13 protein-coding genes and 3 pseudogenes are annotated in these 15647 nt (G+C 55.9%); 11 read left to right on the forward strand and 5 right to left on the reverse strand.

Features of this window, described 5'->3' with window-relative positions:
• Complete coding sequence (locus WD430_RS01275; protein WP_339104227.1) at nucleotides 1-897, reverse strand: hypothetical protein; 897 nt, start codon at nucleotides 895-897, stop codon at nucleotides 1-3.
• Between the two features lie 239 nt (nucleotides 898-1136).
• Here WD430_RS01275 and WD430_RS01280 point away from each other — a divergent pair, with 239 nt between their 5' ends.
• The 3 genes and pseudogenes from WD430_RS01280 to WD430_RS01290 all read left to right on the forward strand — a co-directional run bounded on the left by WD430_RS01280 (nucleotide 1137) and on the right by WD430_RS01290 (nucleotide 3942).
• A complete protein-coding gene (locus WD430_RS01280) occupies nucleotides 1137-2054 on the forward strand; it encodes a glycosyltransferase family 2 protein (RefSeq protein ID WP_339104228.1) in 918 nt (305 codons plus the stop codon).
• 109 nt (nucleotides 2055-2163) lie between these two features.
• Nucleotides 2164-2615: pseudogene (locus WD430_RS01285) on the forward strand (DDE-type integrase/transposase/recombinase); the annotation flags it as partial.
• Between the two features lie 145 nt (nucleotides 2616-2760).
• Nucleotides 2761-3942 carry a glycosyltransferase family 4 protein gene (locus WD430_RS01290; protein ID WP_339104229.1) on the forward strand — a complete coding sequence of 394 codons (1182 nt, stop codon included), beginning with the start codon at nucleotides 2761-2763 and terminating at the stop codon, nucleotides 3940-3942.
• A gap of 223 nt (nucleotides 3943-4165) precedes the next feature.
• On the opposite strand, the gene WD430_RS01295 is transcribed toward WD430_RS01290, so the two are convergent.
• Both WD430_RS01295 and aglF read right to left on the reverse strand, forming a co-directional pair.
• On the reverse strand, nucleotides 4166-5188 hold the full coding sequence (locus WD430_RS01295; RefSeq protein WP_339104230.1) for a polysaccharide pyruvyl transferase family protein: 1023 nt from the start codon (nucleotides 5186-5188) through the stop codon (nucleotides 4166-4168).
• Nucleotides 5189-5269: 81 nt separating this feature from the next.
• A complete protein-coding gene (gene aglF, locus WD430_RS01300) occupies nucleotides 5270-5995 on the reverse strand; it encodes a UTP--glucose-1-phosphate uridylyltransferase AglF (RefSeq protein ID WP_339104231.1) in 726 nt (241 codons plus the stop codon).
• 157 nt (nucleotides 5996-6152) lie between these two features.
• Here aglF and WD430_RS01305 point away from each other — a divergent pair, with 157 nt between their 5' ends.
• From WD430_RS01305 to WD430_RS01315, 3 genes and pseudogenes are all read left to right on the forward strand, one after another.
• Nucleotides 6153-7136, forward strand: a complete 984-nt coding sequence (locus tag WD430_RS01305; protein WP_339104232.1) for an NDP-sugar synthase — start codon at nucleotides 6153-6155, stop codon at nucleotides 7134-7136.
• Nucleotides 7137-7420: 284 nt separating this feature from the next.
• A pseudogene (locus tag WD430_RS01310) lies at nucleotides 7421-7914 on the forward strand (NUDIX domain-containing protein).
• Nucleotides 7915-8091: 177 nt separating this feature from the next.
• A complete protein-coding gene (locus WD430_RS01315) occupies nucleotides 8092-9027 on the forward strand; it encodes an NAD-dependent epimerase/dehydratase family protein (protein WP_339104233.1) in 936 nt (311 codons plus the stop codon).
• 734 nt (nucleotides 9028-9761) lie between these two features.
• On the opposite strand, the gene WD430_RS01320 is transcribed toward WD430_RS01315, so the two are convergent.
• Entirely contained in the window at nucleotides 9762-10994 is a 1233-nt protein-coding gene (locus WD430_RS01320; protein ID WP_339104234.1) for a glycosyltransferase family 2 protein, read from the reverse strand.
• A 432-nt stretch (nucleotides 10995-11426) separates the two neighbouring features.
• Between WD430_RS01320 and WD430_RS01325 the strand changes: the two genes are divergently transcribed.
• Together WD430_RS01325 and WD430_RS01330 are read left to right on the forward strand one after the other, a co-directional pair.
• Nucleotides 11427-11594, forward strand: a complete 168-nt coding sequence (locus WD430_RS01325; protein ID WP_339104235.1) for an HVO_A0556 family zinc finger protein — start codon at nucleotides 11427-11429, stop codon at nucleotides 11592-11594.
• Between the two features lie 134 nt (nucleotides 11595-11728).
• Nucleotides 11729-12643: an NAD-dependent epimerase/dehydratase family protein gene (locus tag WD430_RS01330; protein WP_339104236.1), complete on the forward strand. Its 915-nt coding sequence runs from the start codon at nucleotides 11729-11731 to the stop codon at nucleotides 12641-12643.
• Between the two features lie 341 nt (nucleotides 12644-12984).
• On the opposite strand, the gene WD430_RS01335 is transcribed toward WD430_RS01330, so the two are convergent.
• Nucleotides 12985-13362, reverse strand: coding sequence for a helix-turn-helix domain-containing protein (locus WD430_RS01335; RefSeq protein ID WP_339104237.1), 378 nt, complete (start codon nucleotides 13360-13362; stop codon nucleotides 12985-12987).
• A gap of 433 nt (nucleotides 13363-13795) precedes the next feature.
• Between WD430_RS01335 and WD430_RS01340 the strand changes: the two genes are divergently transcribed.
• The 3 genes and pseudogenes from WD430_RS01340 to WD430_RS01350 all read left to right on the forward strand — a co-directional run bounded on the left by WD430_RS01340 (nucleotide 13796) and on the right by WD430_RS01350 (nucleotide 15603).
• Entirely contained in the window at nucleotides 13796-15076 is a 1281-nt protein-coding gene (locus WD430_RS01340; RefSeq protein WP_339104238.1) for a transposase, read from the forward strand.
• Nucleotides 15077-15126: 50 nt separating this feature from the next.
• Nucleotides 15127-15237: pseudogene (locus WD430_RS01345) on the forward strand (nucleoside-diphosphate sugar epimerase); the annotation flags it as partial.
• 210 nt (nucleotides 15238-15447) lie between these two features.
• Nucleotides 15448-15603 carry a hypothetical protein gene (locus tag WD430_RS01350; RefSeq protein WP_339104239.1) on the forward strand — a complete coding sequence of 52 codons (156 nt, stop codon included), beginning with the start codon at nucleotides 15448-15450 and terminating at the stop codon, nucleotides 15601-15603.
• Nucleotides 15604-15647: the final 44 nt, after the last annotated feature.

The following is a 15647-nucleotide window of genomic DNA, read 5'->3' on the forward strand; positions in this document are numbered from 1 at the left end:
TTAGGTATGATCCCCGTACCCGAGTGCATCTAAATGCTCCATCAGCTCCTCATCATCAGCGCTTCGGGTTTCCTTTGGCTCCTCGGAGATTATCGTTCGTCGCTGTTCGTGAGTGACCTCAAACCAAGGGACGGTTACTAATTCATCATAATATACGCCAAGAGGGTGCCCATATTCTCTCATCCAGAAGGGAGGTTTCCGCTCTCCGAGCATCTCCCCGTGATCTGCGGATATAACGCTTTTACCATCTATTGTATTCAGAAGGCGACGCACTTCCTCGAGAACAGAATCGAGTGTTTCTCTGTATGCCCGTCTCAATAGGTCATTTGTTACCTCTGGGAGTTGAACGAACTCATTGACAGTGAGGCCAGGCATTTCTTCGAAATACTCACGGCCGCTTTGAATATATGGCGCATGGGGCTGGACGTAGTGGATGATGAGCCTTTTATTCGGATTTTCATTATGTGCTTCGATCGCCACATCTGTTACATCTTCAGGATCAACTGTCCCAGCCGAATTTCGGTATTCTTCGCCGGTAAGCCAATACGAATCATAGAGAGATGAGTTGATATCCTCACGGAGAGATTTTAGCCAACCGTTTGCCGTAACATACACGAGATCGTGTTCTTCACGCTCCTTAAATGTATTTCTGACCCATTCCTTCGTGGCAGATCCTAGTGATGGTTTTGATGATAGTTCTCCAGTTAAATCCATTCGGCCAATCGAATCTTTGAAGATATCGTACCGGCATGCGTCAAGTATTATAAGAGTGTCCCAGTCTTCATTTAGAAGGTTTACTCCTTCAGGCCGTGGTCGAAAGAGCGTATGTCGAAGCAGCTCATGTTGAACAGCTGATGGATTTTTGACAGCATGGGTTATTTCATCAATCGAATACATGATTAGCTGTTAATATTGGGCGATAGCAGTCCCGTCTTAATTAATATTTGGTCATCAGACCGATCCTTGACAACCCTACTTAATTTCATAATTAAATTGATTTGATTGGGTGCTATTTCCTGTTCATGAATTATAGGAACTAAAGGGGGTAAGGGCTCAACTAGTTTGAGGAAACACGCCTCCCGCTTAATCTAAAACCCATATATTTATTTTCACGCGTATATAACTAGTATATGTGTATGAATGAGGCTCTGGTGTCCATTATCATTCCAACCTATTATCGGAACGAGTCACTTACAGACGCTATCGAATGCTCTTTACGTCAAACGCACGATCGGACTGAGGTCATAGTAGTCGATGATTCGGGCGAAGCGCACGCCCGACCGGTCGTCGAAGAGTACGAGGAGGATAGTCTACAGTACATTCCACACGAGGAAAATCAGGGCGGAAATCCGGCCCGAAATACCGGATACGAGGCAGCACGTGGAGACTATATCCAATTTCTTGACGACGATGACGAGATATTCCCGAGCAAAATTGAAAAACAAGTCTCCGTTATCGAGTCATCGCCCGACGTTGGTGTCGCCTACGGAGGGATAGTCGATCGAGATGGCGCTCGACGGCTACCTCGTCCGTCTGAACAAGGCCGATCGCTCGAGCTGGCGCTCCAGTTTTTTTGGCCAACGACGATCACGTCCTCTTTATTGATCTCCGATGAGGTGTTGTCGAGCGTTTATCCACTCCAAAATCGTAGCGCCGCAGACGATATTGGAATGAAAATCGAACTCGCGAAACGGACGCAGTTCGATTATGTTGATGAGGTTCTCACTAGGATTGGAGATTCGACCGATAGCCGATCCGGAGGGATGGAATATGTCTCCGAACTCGAGGCCATCCTGGATGAGTACCAGAGGGAATACGACGAGTTTCCAGCTGTTGTGAGGCGAAACGCGCTAAGTGATACGTATCGGACGAAGGCTCGAGTATTACTTGACGAACGTATCTGGTCGGCTTCTGCAGTCTACTACTACCTTTTGGCGTTAACCAATAAACGAGAGTTCGACCCAATCCTTATCCTGAGTATCCTTGCGTCTTTATTCGGCAGGCCGGGTATAATAATATCGAGAAGAATATACAAAAGAGCAGTGTCTAGTTGAGTCAATTTGAGAAGTGAGTAGATCGCGAAGTTAAGTTGGATTGATACTCGCAGGCCTGCTCAGCGATAGTTACGCGGCGGATTTAGAAGAATCTTGGAAGAACGAGCGGACGGCGACGCCGTCGCGGGTCGTTGTCGACGAAACCGCTGTCAAGACTAACGGCGAGTGGTCTTGGCTGTATACTGCAATAGACCTCGAGGAGAAGTTGATTCTCGACGTTGCGTTGTTTAGTCGACATAGTACTGATCCGGCGGCTGCGTTTCTGCAGAAGCTCCGCGAGAAACACAATCTCTCCGAGACTGAGTTTCTTGTTGATCAATTTGACCATCGAACTGCTTTCTTCCGAGTCGACTGAGCGGCCGGGTCAACTATACCAAACGAAACCTCCTCGAAAAGTGGTTTCACACCCTCAAAATGCGAATCAACTGCTTCCATAATTCATGGGTAGGCAGTCGGGCGAGCGTCCGAAAGTGCCTTGAACAGTTCGCACATTTCTATAACCATCATAGACCGCATCAAGCTCTTAACGGAAAAGTGCCAGTTACGGAGGTGCAGAAATAGACAGTACCGTCGATAATCATATTCTCTCCTGACTAAATAATAGATAGATTATATGTGTAATTGTTGAAAGGGATTCTAAGTTGATGATGGCACAATACAGAAGATAGTTGCCAACTAATATATACGACCGTTCCGAAGTGAAGGTATGAAACTCCTCTATGTTGTTAACGCCTTTCCCAAACTCTCGGAAAGTTTTGTGATTAACGAAATCAAAGAACTCCATGATAGAGGGCATGATGTGTCTGTATTCGCAATGTCAAAATCAGAGGAAGAAATTAAACATACAGAACTCCAAGAGATGAACATTACTGTTTACTATAAGTACAAACCATCCCTCCAGGATTTTCCTGACTTGATCTCTAAGAAGATATTACATCCAAGCGTACTCCGACGTGCTCTGTTCATTGAGGAACCCCTACATCATGCATATTATCTTCATCTTGGAAGGCAAATTATTGAGGCAATTGAAAGAGAAGGAGGTGTAGATTTGATACATGGTCACTTTGTCACTCCTAACCGCTTTGCAGTTACGTATGCTGCAGCATATTATAATATTCCATGTACTGTAACTGCACACGCCCATGAGATATTTTCACCACCTAATCTCCGGCGGTTAAAACAGGTGTGCTCACGCTTTGACCATATGATTGTCCCGTCTGAATATAACAAACAGTACCTCCGAAAGGAAATTGGTATTGACACGGATATGTCAGTAGTCCCAGCAACGACAGACGTAAAAAAATTCGAGCCGAGTGAAGGATGTATATCTGGTCGGCTTTTAACTATTGGACGTCTTGTGGAGAAGAAAGGTTATAAGTATTCAATTGATGCAGTTGCGAACCTCATTAAACGCGGGTATGATGTAGAGTATCACATTATCGGTACTGGAGAGCAGAAAGATTCTCTTATAGATAGAGTTAAACAAAAAGGTATAGAGGAACATGTTGAGTTCTTAGGACATGTTCCCGATGACAAGCTTCAAGAAGAATTACATGAGGCTGAACTCTTCATTCTTCCATGTATTATTGCCTCAAATGGAGATCGGGATGTCGCACCTGTAGCCTTAAAGGAAGCAATGGCAACTAAAACAGCGTGCATCTCCACGACAATTTCGGCAATACCTGAATTGATCACTGATGGGCATGATGGTTTGCTTGTCAAACCGAACAATACACCGGCCTTAACTAATGCAATTACAGAACTATTAGATAATCCTGATCGACGACAAGAACTCGCAGCAAACGGTCGAAAAACCGTTCAAACTCAATTCGATATTTCAAATTCTGTTGATGATTTAGTTAAAGTGTTTTCATCTATAAGAAAATAAACTATTCATAATTTAATTTGCATATTCAATTTAATATCTCTTATTCACCCCGCTCTTAGGTTATTTGATGCAACTAGATGACTGTTACCGAATGCATAGGTGATCCTCAAGAGATTTCAGCAGTTATAGCAATAGCACTAATTCTTAGTATAACTCTATTCGTTAATAATCATCAAAACTTAAATATATGTCTAATTTGCACGTCTAGTCAATGAGATCCAACCTATAATAGTTCATCTAATCTATTGAAATTATCTTTCGCTAGTGATTGGAGCGAGCTCACATTAGATACTTGAGAAAATTGGAGGGGAATTTCTTTGTGGGGTCTATACCATGGAACTTCTAGACGCTCAGCAACGGCCTCTACTTTCGGTTCGTAGGCTAAAGGTAAGACTGGTTTCCCACAAATAGCTGCAAATATAAGAGAGTGATAACGCATTGTCACCATCTTTTCCATTTGACTGACACGCTTCAGAGTCTCTTCAACAGAGAACGTGTATTCTAGAACAGGAATGTCAAGATGCTCCCTAGCGAATTTTTCATCAATTGAGTGGAACGGAATAAAAATCGGATCTTCTATTTTATCACATATGTCTTTTATATTTCTCATATATGATTCTCTTGCATTATCTAAATCATCATAACCAAAGTAATATTTTAATACACTATCTGGCTTATCCTCCTGACTGAAGTAAGGTCGGAAATTCACACCAGTCCGTCCATTTGTTTCCATTCTTGGATCGTCGTAAAGGAATGCTGGGCAAGCAGTTACCGACACTTCGACATCACAGACCGATTCAATATTGCGTTTTGACCATTTATCACGAACAGTGATCAAATCTAGTTTAGGTAATATTTGAGAAATTAGGTTCTGAGCATCAGCTGATTGAAACCCAGGTGCGCCTACCCCAATAATAAATCCATTTTTACCGCTGCTTACATAAGTGAGACGCTTTTTTAAATGTTCTGTCCCATACCAATCATGTAAAACACCACCGCCACCGAGTACTCTGTTAGGTGTATTACTAGTTTCAGTGTGCCTGTCGAATATCCTAGCACTATGTCCTCCTTTCTCAAGTTGCTTTTTAAATTGTTTTCCTAATGCGCGGTCACCAATATTACCAGTTTGGTAACTACCTTGAATGCCAAAATCGTGAGGAGTCCGCTTCCGTACTTGATAATCAATTTCCTTTGGGATAAGAGAAGGGTTCCTCAACCCAACGAGTATTTCCTTCGGGGAATACATAGGATTGCTATTCGAGTGATGTTACTTTATTGTTTGGTCTTGATACCCCATATTTATCTCCTACCCGATAATATTAGATGTCTAAGGTCTCGGACTTTCCTTTTGAAGACGCTCTTCAGCTTCGTCTCGATCCTCCGGATAGCCGACGTCGATCCGCCATCCCTCGAGTCCGATCGCATCAATAGTTCGCCCGCTCTGAATCAGCAGGTCGATCGCCTCACTGATCTCGTACTCGCCGCGATTGGACGGCTGCACCAGATGACACGCGTGGAAGATCGCGGGCGTAAAGGTATAGAACCCGGTCATCACGAGATTCGACGGCGGGTCGTCGGGCTTCTCGACGACGTCCGTGATCTCGCCGAACTTGTTGGTATCGCAGACCCCGTACCGGTCGGCCTCGTCCCAGGGGACTTCCTCGACCAGGAACGCAGCGTCGGCGCGATCCTCCTGCTGGCGCCGCACGACGTCCTCAAGGTTCGCCTGAAAAACGTTGTCGCCCAGAATCAGCATGAAGTCGTCGTCGATGTGCTCCTCGACGGTCAGCAGCGCGTGGGCCAGCCCCTGCTGCTCGCGCTGGTGACTGTACGTGATCGGGACGCCCTCGTATTCGTCGCCGTAGTGGTCGATGATCTTCTCCTTGAGGTAGCCGACGACGACGATCAGCTCGTCGGCGCCCAGCGACACTAGTTGATCGAAACAGTGGGTGAGAATCGGTTTGTCGTCGACCTCGACCATTCCCTTGGGTTTGTCCTCGGTGAGCGGTCGAAGCCGCGTTCCTTCGCCCGCCGCGAGTACGACTGCTTTCATACGAATGAGTTATCCGCCTACCGGTTAGTAACGTTTTGCAATCGATACAACGAGAAGCCACCAACGAGTCACTGCGAAAGCGGTACTAGGAAGCCCTCCGTAAAGCAACATATCCCAAATAGGAAATTCCTTTTAGACGAGGGAGAATGCACAACTTATGGACGCAATCGTACTAGCCGGCGGCTATGCCACGCGACTCTGGCCGATTACACGACAACGCCCGAAGATGTTCCTCCCGGTCGGCGACACGACCGTGATCGACGGCGTGCTCGAGGACCTCGAGTCCGACGCCCGAATCGACGACGTGTACGTCTCGACGAACGAACGCTTCGCGGACGCGTTCGAGGCCCATCTCGAAGCCCACGACTACCAGAAACCCCAACTCTCGATCGAAGATACGACCGACGAGGACGAGAAGTTCGGCGTTATCAGCGCGCTCGCCCAGCTCGTCGACCGCGAAGATCTCACGGACGACACGATCGTGATCGCGGGTGACAACCTCCTCAGCTTCGACGTCAGCGAGTTCATCGACTGCTTCCACCAGCAAGCAACGCCGACGCTCGCCGCCTACGACGTCGGGGATTACGACCGCGCGACGTCCTACGGCGTCCTCGAGCTCGACGCCGACGGCCGCGAGATCGTTGCCTTCGAGGAGAAACCCGACGACCCGCCGAGCACGCTCGTGTCGGTCGCCTGCTACGGGTTCCGCGCCGACGACCTCGACCTGCTCGAGACGTATCTGGCCGGGGAGAACAACCCCGACGAGCCGGGCTGGTTCGTCCAGTGGCTCGTCACCCGGGAGCGCGTCGACGCGTTCACGTTCGACGGCGCCTGGTTCGATATCGGGACGCCCGAAAGCTACCTCGATGCCGTCGCCTGGCAACTCGACGGCGACCGCGCGATCCATCCCGACGCATCGCTCGAGGGGACGACGATCGGGGCGAACGTCCACGTGATGGAGGGCGCCCACATTACCGACGCGACCCTCCGGGACTGCGTCGTCTTCCCCGACGCCGAGATCACCGGCGGAACGGTCGAGCGAGCGGTCATCGGGACGGGCGCCGAACTCCGCGAGGCCGAGGTACAGTCAGCGCTCATCGGCCCGGAGCTGACGCTCGCCGACCCGCCGTCCGGCCGGTAACCCACTGAAACACAATCGCGACCAGAGACCCCTCGGCCGCGATACAGCTGATCATCGCGGCCGGAGTCGCCACTAGTATGCACTAGTAGTGGGACGCGGCGGGACGAGACTCCGTTCGCAGGGGCGGCGGAGCCGGGAACCGATTCGATTTCGCGGTAGGTCTCGTCCCGGGTGGCGCGGGCTGCATCGGCGCGCCGCTAACCGCCCACCGGAGTCGCTCCTACCAAAGATTAACTACATCTAATATATTACTAGCGGGACGGTCACAACGATCGCGTGGGACTATGTCACAGAGGGACTGGCAACACCTAGCCGAGACTGCACAGGACGGGCAGAGCCCGGGAACGTATGTTCAGAAGGCGTGTGCATACATTACGCGCGCGCCCGCGGAGCTCCTGGTGTTCGAGGGCCCGGAGTATGAGGGTCTGCAGATTCCGAAGGGACCCTCGAACGCGGCGAGACACCACGTGATGCCGTGACACGAGAAATCGAAGAAGAGAGCGGCCTCGAGACCCTGCAGACGGTCTCGCATCTGACGACAGACGTCTGGACACGCTCGCTCAAGCCCCCGAAGCACTACATCCGCCATTTCTTTGCGGTCACCGTCGACGACCCACGCGATCAGTGGACGCATACCGTCACCGGCGAGGGTGACGAACGCGGGCTCACCTACCAGTACACGTGGGAACCGCTGCCGCCAGAGCAGCCGTTCGCACTCGCGCTCGACGATTATCTCCACTTCGTCCGCGACTCGGATCCGGCAGAGCGACGCGGCTGACCCAGCCGTGGGCCACGGGGCTGGGCCCCAGCCCGCTTGGAACCGCTAGCCAAGCCGGGCGCCACTGTGCGCCCATCGGCCGCGGGACCTACTGTCCACCGCCCGAGTAGAGCCGCGACGGCGCGAGACCTGCCACGAAATCGAACCGTTTACCGTCCCCGTCTTCCCTGGAAACGTATGGACAACGAACGGATTCTCGTCACCGGTGGCGCGGGCTTCATCGGCTCGCATCTGACCGAGCGCCTCCTCGAGGCCGACAACGACGTTACGGTCGTCGATAACTGTTTGAACGGCCGCGCGGAGTGGGTCCCCGAGAGCGCGACGTTCGTCGAACGGGACCTCACCGACGCCGACGCCCTCGAAGGCGTTCTCACGAGCGATATCGATCGCGTCTTTCATCTCGCGGCCTCGAAAGCCGTCAATACCGACAGTCCGCGAGCACAGTTCGCGGCGAACACACAGATGACTTATAATGTCCTCGAGGCGATGGCGGACGCCGGCGTCACGGACCTCGCCTATACGTCGACGTCGACGGTCTACGGCGAGGCACCGCGGCCGACGCCCGAGGATTACGCCCCCCTCGAGCCGATCAGCGTCTACGGGGCGAGCAAACTCGCCGATGAGGGGCTCTGTTCGACCTACGCCCACTCCCACGACCTGACCGTCCGCACGTTCCGCTTTGCGAACATCGTCGGCGCCCGGCTGCGCGGCGCCGTCATCCCCGATTTCATCGAGAAGCTCCGGGCCGACCCCGAGACGCTCACCATCCTCGGCGACGGCCGCCAGGAGAAGTCCTATATGCATATCGACGACTGCATCGACGCGATGCTGCACGTCTGTGACCACGCTGAGGGCCCGCTGGCGACCTACAACCTCGGGACACGGACGACGACATCCGTAACGCGCATCGCCGACATCGTCAGCGAGGAGCTCGGGCTCGAGCCCGCGTACGAGTACACCGGCGGCGATCGCGGCTGGACCGGCGACGTGCCGAAAATGCGCCTCTCGATCGAGAAACTCGACGCCCTCGGGTGGGAACCGACCCACGAGAGCGATCGGGCGGTCCGCGAGGCGACACGGGAACTGTGTGCGGAGTCCGAGCTGCAGGAGTGATCGCCCGACCGCCGACGCGCTGGGACTAGAGCTGTCACGCGCGAAGACGCGAGCGAGCACCGATCGTGAGACGGCCCTGCTGGCCCGCGGCTCTGGCATCGGAACTGCCATTCTGCCCGTCGAGCCCCGCCACGACTCACGGCTCGAGACGCGGCCCAACCGCTGCGAACGGATCAATCCCGTCCGCGGCCGCGGAGAGCCATGCCCGGTCGCAACCGAGTACTGGTCCGGACGGAACGGACAATGTGCTACTGGGGACTCCTGAAGCATCCCTTCGGTCGGGAGTACGTGCGAGACCACTCACTCGCTGCCGGGACGGAGCGGAACGCGCCCGAAGCGACAGCGGTCGAGAGTCCTCGGTCGGCCCGACCCGGATGCGACGAATCGCCGGATCGAACACACCTACTAGTGGTGCGAGTATCCTACTAGTGGTTTGAATGTCCTACTAGTGGCGTAAGTATCCTACTAGTGGTGCAAATAACCGTCTGCCTCCCTCGAGTAGCCCTCACACAGTCATCCACCACCGGCAGTGGGTATGCGAGGATTCGAACCCCGGGCCTGCTGACCAACGCTGTCCGAACGCTCCCCCTGACTGCGAGGCGACGTGCCGCGCGGACTCACGCCCCTCGCCCGACTGTGTCGACGATGCAGCCGTGCTGGCGGGCTGAACGACATACCGACTCAGTGTACACCACAACCGACGTGAAAAAGTCAGCGCCCGCCGCGATTGCGCGCTATCGGTCGACCGAGCTCAGGAAGAACGACGAGAACACGGTCTGGAGACCGATGACGATCGCGGTAAAGGCGACCAGCGCCCCCATCGTGAACTCGAGCGCCGTGAACCCGTTCGAGACCCACTGGGCGACCAGACTCGCGGCGTACAGGCCGCCCGCGCCGAACACCAGGAGGCCGGCCGTCGCGCCGTGCTCGAGCGACAGCGACTGTGTCACCCGTTCCGTGATCGGGTCCTCGGGCTTCTGGATCGGGTCGCTCGTCACCGCGGCGAACACGCCCAGGCTGGCGACCTGGTAGCCGACGATCGTCAGCAGGCTGCCGGCGATCATCGAGTGGAGCCCGAGCGACACGTCGCCGAGCGACGCGCCGGAGTACGCGATCCCCATCACGGCCATCCCGAGCAGGCTCATCAGCAGGCCGGGCGCCGAGAACAGGTAGCCCGGCGCGTTCACGAGCATGAACCGGACGTGGCGCCAGCCGTCGCGGAAGCTCTCGAGGGTCTCCTCGCCCTCGCGCTCGTGGTAGATGATCGGCGTCTCCTCGATCACGAGGTCCTTCGCGCCGGCCTCCATGATCATCTCCGAGGCGAACTCCATCCCGGTCGTCTCGAGGTCCATCGTCTCGAGGGCCTGTCGGCGGAAGACGCGAAAGCCGCTGTGGGCGTCGCTCACGCCGGCCCGGTAGAACAGGTTCAGGAACTTCGTCAGCAGCGGGTTGCCGATATACTGGTGGAGTGTCGGCATCGCGCCGGGTCTGATCTCGCCCTCGAGGCGACTGCCCATCACCATGTCCGCGCCGGTCTCCTCGAGGTGACGGAGTAGGCGCGGGATGTCCTTGAAGTCGTAGGTCGTGTCGGCGTCGCCCATCGCGATGTACTCACCCCGGGTGCGCTCGAAGGCGTAGCGGTACGCGTAGCCATACCCCGGCTGGTCAGGTTCGACGACGATCGCGCCCATCTCGCGGGCGATCTCGGGCGTGCGATCCGTCGAACTGTCGCTGATGATGATCTCCGTCGGCACCTGCAGCTCCTCGACCGCCGATTTGATCCAGCCGATACAGGTTTCGATCCCCTCTTCCTCGTTCAGCGTCGGCATCACGACCGACAGCTCCGGTACGACGTCGCTGTCGCGGTCGACCAAGAGTTCGTCCGCCGAGCGATGCTCGAGGACCTGCTCTGCCTCCGACGCCTGCTCCGCCGCAACCGCACCGTCCGAGTGTGTTTGTGAAGCCATGGATAAGTCCGTCTCAGTTCCCTCGCATGATCTGTCTAATACGGGACCGGCCTCTTAACAGTAGCTATTCATATCCCATGAAAAACGACTAGGGTAGTAGAGGTGACCGGTAGCATACTCGTTTCTAGGACTAATACGCGGGAGTAGTAACCGCGGTAGAGCGCTCCAACGGGCCGAGTACGGGCCCTCGCTGGAGAAGAGCGATCCAACGGTCCTCGTTCGATGACTCTCTCGATCTGAATGTATTCGAGCTACTAGCCTGAAAACAAACTAGTTCTAACGTCGAAAGATACCGATTCGGAGCGAGTATGTCAAGAACGGTGTGTTCTAGAATCACAGTACGAGCGAATAAAACAAATAGTCGGAGGTAAGCGGAAATTATGCGTAGTGACCCGGGGATTTAACACGAACAGTTGCGAGGTGTAGGATGATATGCAAGAGTCCGTAGGCGCGAACGTCGCCACACATCCGGTAGTCGATTCACTCGAGGGCACGAGCTGTACCTTCTGCGACGACGGGGAGCTCGAGCGCGGCGTCTATAAGGGCAAAACGGCCGTGATCTGCGATTCCTGTGAGACCCCCGGCGCACAGCTCTGGTAGCGCCCGCCGACCGTCTCTTTTGTCGCGAACCCGGCGAACCGATCCCGACAGCGGTAGCACATCGCCGCGCGGGCACGCCTCGCGGCGCGCCGAAGACCGTAGCGTTCTCGTAGGTGGGACTCAGTCGTACTGACATGCAAAATCAGCGCATCCTCATCACGGGTGGGGCAGGCTTCATTGGTTCCAATCTGGCGAACGCGCTCGCCGACGAGAACGACGTCATCGCGATCGACGACGAGTACCTCGGGACGCCCGAGAACCTCGAGGCCGCCGTCGACTACCGCAACCGGAGCGTCCTCGAGGACGACCTCCCGACGGACGTCGACGTCGTCTTCCACCTCGCCGCGCTCTCGTCGTACGCGATGCACGAGGAAGACCCCACCACGGGGGCCCGCGTGAACGTCGAGGGCTTCGTCAACGTTGTCGATCAGGCCCGCCAGGACGGCTGTGAGACCGTCGTCTACGCCTCCACCTCCTCGATCTACGGGAGCCAGACCGAGCCCTCCCCGGAGGACATGCCGGTCGCGGTCAACACCGGCTACGAGGCCTCCAAGCTGGCCCGCGAGCGCTACGGCGAGTACTTCGCCAACCACTACGACATGGACGTCGCCGGGATGCGCTTCTTCTCGGTCTACCAGGGCTACGGCGGCGCCGAGGAACACAAGGGCGAGTACGCCAACGTGATCGCCCAGTTCGCCGATGACCTCGCCAGCGGCGACGCCCCGGTCCTCTACGGCGACGGCACCCAGACCCGCGACTTCACCCACGTCGACGACATCGTCCGCGGCCTCGAGCTCGCGGCCGACCACGAGCTCACCGGCGTCTACAACCTCGGCACCGGCGACGCCTACAGCTTCAACGAACTCGTCGGGATGCTCAACGAGGAACTCGGCACCGACATCGACCCCGAGTACGTCGAGAACCCGATTCCCGAGGATGTCTATGTTCATGACACGTGTGCGGACTCGAGCAAGATGCGCGAGGCGACCGGCTGGGAACCCGAGATCGACCTCGAGGAGGGCATCGAGCAGGTCTGCGAACCATATTGATAGTAGGATAGACGGACTGCAGATGGTCTAAGTCGACTTTCAGAGTAATTGTCCATCAGCGTTCGTTGCTGTAGTGGTTCTGAAAGAACAGATTGGCGTATTCCCTCCAATTCGACAGTAGGTCTCGTCGAGCGTCTTCGTACGTGTAGCTCTGACCAAGCCAGTCTTTTCGCTGATCAGGTTCGTACAGACGGTCGAAATGTGGTTCACCGTGTTCTGTGTCGATCCGAGCGACTTCGACGTGGCTTCCGTAGACTCGTCGGGATCGGGCTCGACGAAAATCGTCGCGAAAAAGTCTCGTCCGCCGTGTGGAGGGAGATTGAGCGTACGGAGTTTATCCGTTAGTACACGACGGGCTCGATGACGACGTGGTCGTGTTTCAGAACGGGGCGTTTCGGGGCACCGTCTCCTCCGCCTTCGTACTCGACAATATCGAGTTCAGCGAGTCGACGGAGATCCTTACTGACCGCACCCTTATCACGATCTAGTCGGCGAGCGAGATCGCTAACTGATTCGACATCCGCTCCGTGGCGCTCAAGATGCTGAACGAGCACGAGGCGACTATCGGTGAGGACATCGCGGCCGTTCTCTCGTCGGAGGAGGAGTAGGTCCGTATACCCTTGCGCATTGAGATCAGACGTGAACTTGTCCTGTCGGAGCAGACGTTCGGCTATGCGATCATCCGATGGACCGCCAGCATCGGAATTGGATCTTGACATGCCGTGTCCTATGACCTCAACGGTTATAGACCTGCAGGCACACTAGCTGGGACTGCCGAGATTACTCGGTCGACTACTTCCGGTCAGCGGCGGACACGACGAGCGCAACTACCTAAAACAGCGAGAGTCCCGCCGTTTACGGCGTTGGCGAGAGCGGAGCTCTCGTTCGCACATCAGAACGCGAAGCGTTCTGAGGACGGGCGTGAATCGCGTCACTCGACGACGCGAACCACCGGTTACTCCCCGGCCGGAGTCTCCAAGTCGTCGGCGGCGTGGATCAACATCCCGCGCCACGTCAGACCGTGTTCGTTTTTCACGCGTTTGATGCGCTCGTACTGTTCATCGTCGGGTACTTCGATGTTAACGTAGTTCGACACAGTATCTACGATAATCCGTAGGTTTACGTTAGTTACGCTCGTATACAGAAGTAGCGATGAAGCGCACCAACGAATTCGAAGTAGTTCCCCAGTCCGACGCGGACGAGGAGTTGCTTCGGCGCCTGTTGGACGCTTCAGCCGCCCTCTGGAACGAGATCAACTACGAACGGCGAACGAACTTCGAGAACCCGGACGGCGACGTTTGGGAGATCGACGAGTACCGCGGTCGGTATGGCGGTACTATCGGTGCGTCGACCGTTCAACAAATCGAACGCAAGAATCGCGAAGCGTGGCGCTCGTTTTTCGCACTCCGAGAGAAGGGCGAAGCCAACGGCAAGCCCGGCTTCTGGGGCAACCAAGACGAGGGCCGCAACCTGCGGACGTACATCCGGAACACATCATACTCGGTCGAGTGGGGCGAATACTCCCGACTCGAGATACTCGTTGGCCAGGACCTGAAAGAAGAGTACGGTCTTGGATACCGCGAGCGGCTTCGGCTCGAAGTTCGTGGCGAGCCGAACTGGAAAGGGTACGAGAAACAGGGCCGGTTGAAACTGTACTACGACGAGCGTTCGGACCAATTCAGGGCCTTTCAGCCAGTCACAATCGGCAATTCTCGACTGGCACAACCACTGGCGGACGAATCCGCCGCCCTGGATATCGGTGCGAACAATATCGTCGCCTGTACGACCACGACCGGAGAGCAGTACCTGTACGAAGGACGCGACCTGTTCGAACGGTTCCGCGAGACCACACAACGGATTGCCGAACTCCAGTCGAAACTCGGGGACGGCCGGTACAGTTCGAAACGGATCGATCGGCTGTCCCGACGTCGGACGCGACGGCGCGACCACGCGATGGACGCGCTCGTTCGCGACTTGATCGGCCGACTGTACGACGGGGGTGTTTCGACGGTGTACGTCGGCGACCTTACGGACGTCCTCGAGACGCACTGGTCGGTTCGGACCAACGCCAAGCTGCACAACTTTTGGGCGTTCCGCCGGTTCGTCGAGCGACTCTCGTGTACGGCCGAAGAGTTCGGTATCACCGTCGAAGTTCGAACAGAAGCGTGGACTTCGAAAACGTGTCCGAACTGCGGTTCGACTAAGGACACAACACGCCACCAGGACACGCTTACCTGTCTCTGCGGCTTCGAAGGTCACGCGGACCTCACGGCAAGCGAGATGTTCCTAAGGCGGCACGAAACGGTAGCACGGCCGATGGCACGGCCCGTGTGCCTCAAGTGGGACAGTCACGAATGGCTGGAGTCACCACACTCTCCCCGTCCCAACGAGGAGTACACGAACCCGCAAGTTGCCTCCGTGGACTCGGCATAGCCGAGACTCCCAGCGCGAGGAAACCCCGGCGTTCACGCCGGGGAGGATGTCATGTCCACGACACCTGCGCCGACTCGAGCAAGATGCGCGAGGAAACGGGCTGGGAACCCCAGATCTCCCTCGAGGAGGGGATCACACAGGGCTGCGCGCCGGACACGTAACACGGCGACTGCTCGCCGTTGCCGGCCGCGCTGGCGACCAGACCCGTCGGTCACACGCCACTGTGTCCTCGGATCGCTCGAGCCACTCGAGACGCGCGTGCACGCGCGCGATCCACCCGGCCGAGACCCGCGACCCGCTTGCACAGCCACTTGAATCGTGCACAGAGACACCCCAAACGTTATTCCGAATACATTCTATATCATGAGTGAATGGGAAACCAGATACTCTCGTGGCTCTGTAGACTCGTGGTGGGACTCGGCTGCTTCGTGGGGAGTCTCCTCGCCGTCGCGACGGTCGCCGGCGCGGCGATCGGCCGGCCGAAGCCGGCCCGCCGACGGGAGAGACGCGATCGCGTCCCGCGTTAGTCCCGGCCCGACCGCCAGTCGACGCCGCGTATCGCTCGCGGCCC

The sequence above is a fragment of the Haloterrigena sp. KLK7 genome (genome assembly GCF_037914945.1).
Classification (GTDB): Archaea; Halobacteriota; Halobacteria; order Halobacteriales; family Natrialbaceae; genus Haloterrigena; species Haloterrigena salinisoli.

Coding starts and splice junctions, on each gene's coding strand:
- WD430_RS01275 (WP_339104227.1), bottom strand. CDS start 897: ATGTATTCGATTGATGAAATAACCCATGCTGTCAAAAATCCATCAGCT.
- WD430_RS01280 (WP_339104228.1), top strand. CDS start 1,137: ATGAATGAGGCTCTGGTGTCCATTATCATTCCAACCTATTATCGGAAC.
- WD430_RS01290 (WP_339104229.1), top strand. CDS start 2,761: ATGAAACTCCTCTATGTTGTTAACGCCTTTCCCAAACTCTCGGAAAGT.
- WD430_RS01295 (WP_339104230.1), bottom strand. CDS start 5,188: ATGTATTCCCCGAAGGAAATACTCGTTGGGTTGAGGAACCCTTCTCTT.
- aglF (WP_339104231.1), bottom strand. CDS start 5,995: ATGAAAGCAGTCGTACTCGCGGCGGGCGAAGGAACGCGGCTTCGACCG.
- WD430_RS01305 (WP_339104232.1), top strand. CDS start 6,153: ATGGACGCAATCGTACTAGCCGGCGGCTATGCCACGCGACTCTGGCCG.
- WD430_RS01315 (WP_339104233.1), top strand. CDS start 8,092: ATGGACAACGAACGGATTCTCGTCACCGGTGGCGCGGGCTTCATCGGC.
- WD430_RS01320 (WP_339104234.1), bottom strand. CDS start 10,994: ATGGCTTCACAAACACACTCGGACGGTGCGGTTGCGGCGGAGCAGGCG.
- WD430_RS01325 (WP_339104235.1), top strand. CDS start 11,427: ATGCAAGAGTCCGTAGGCGCGAACGTCGCCACACATCCGGTAGTCGAT.
- WD430_RS01330 (WP_339104236.1), top strand. CDS start 11,729: ATGCAAAATCAGCGCATCCTCATCACGGGTGGGGCAGGCTTCATTGGT.
- WD430_RS01335 (WP_339104237.1), bottom strand. CDS start 13,362: ATGTCAAGATCCAATTCCGATGCTGGCGGTCCATCGGATGATCGCATA.
- WD430_RS01340 (WP_339104238.1), top strand. CDS start 13,796: ATGAAGCGCACCAACGAATTCGAAGTAGTTCCCCAGTCCGACGCGGAC.
- WD430_RS01350 (WP_339104239.1), top strand. CDS start 15,448: ATGGGAAACCAGATACTCTCGTGGCTCTGTAGACTCGTGGTGGGACTC.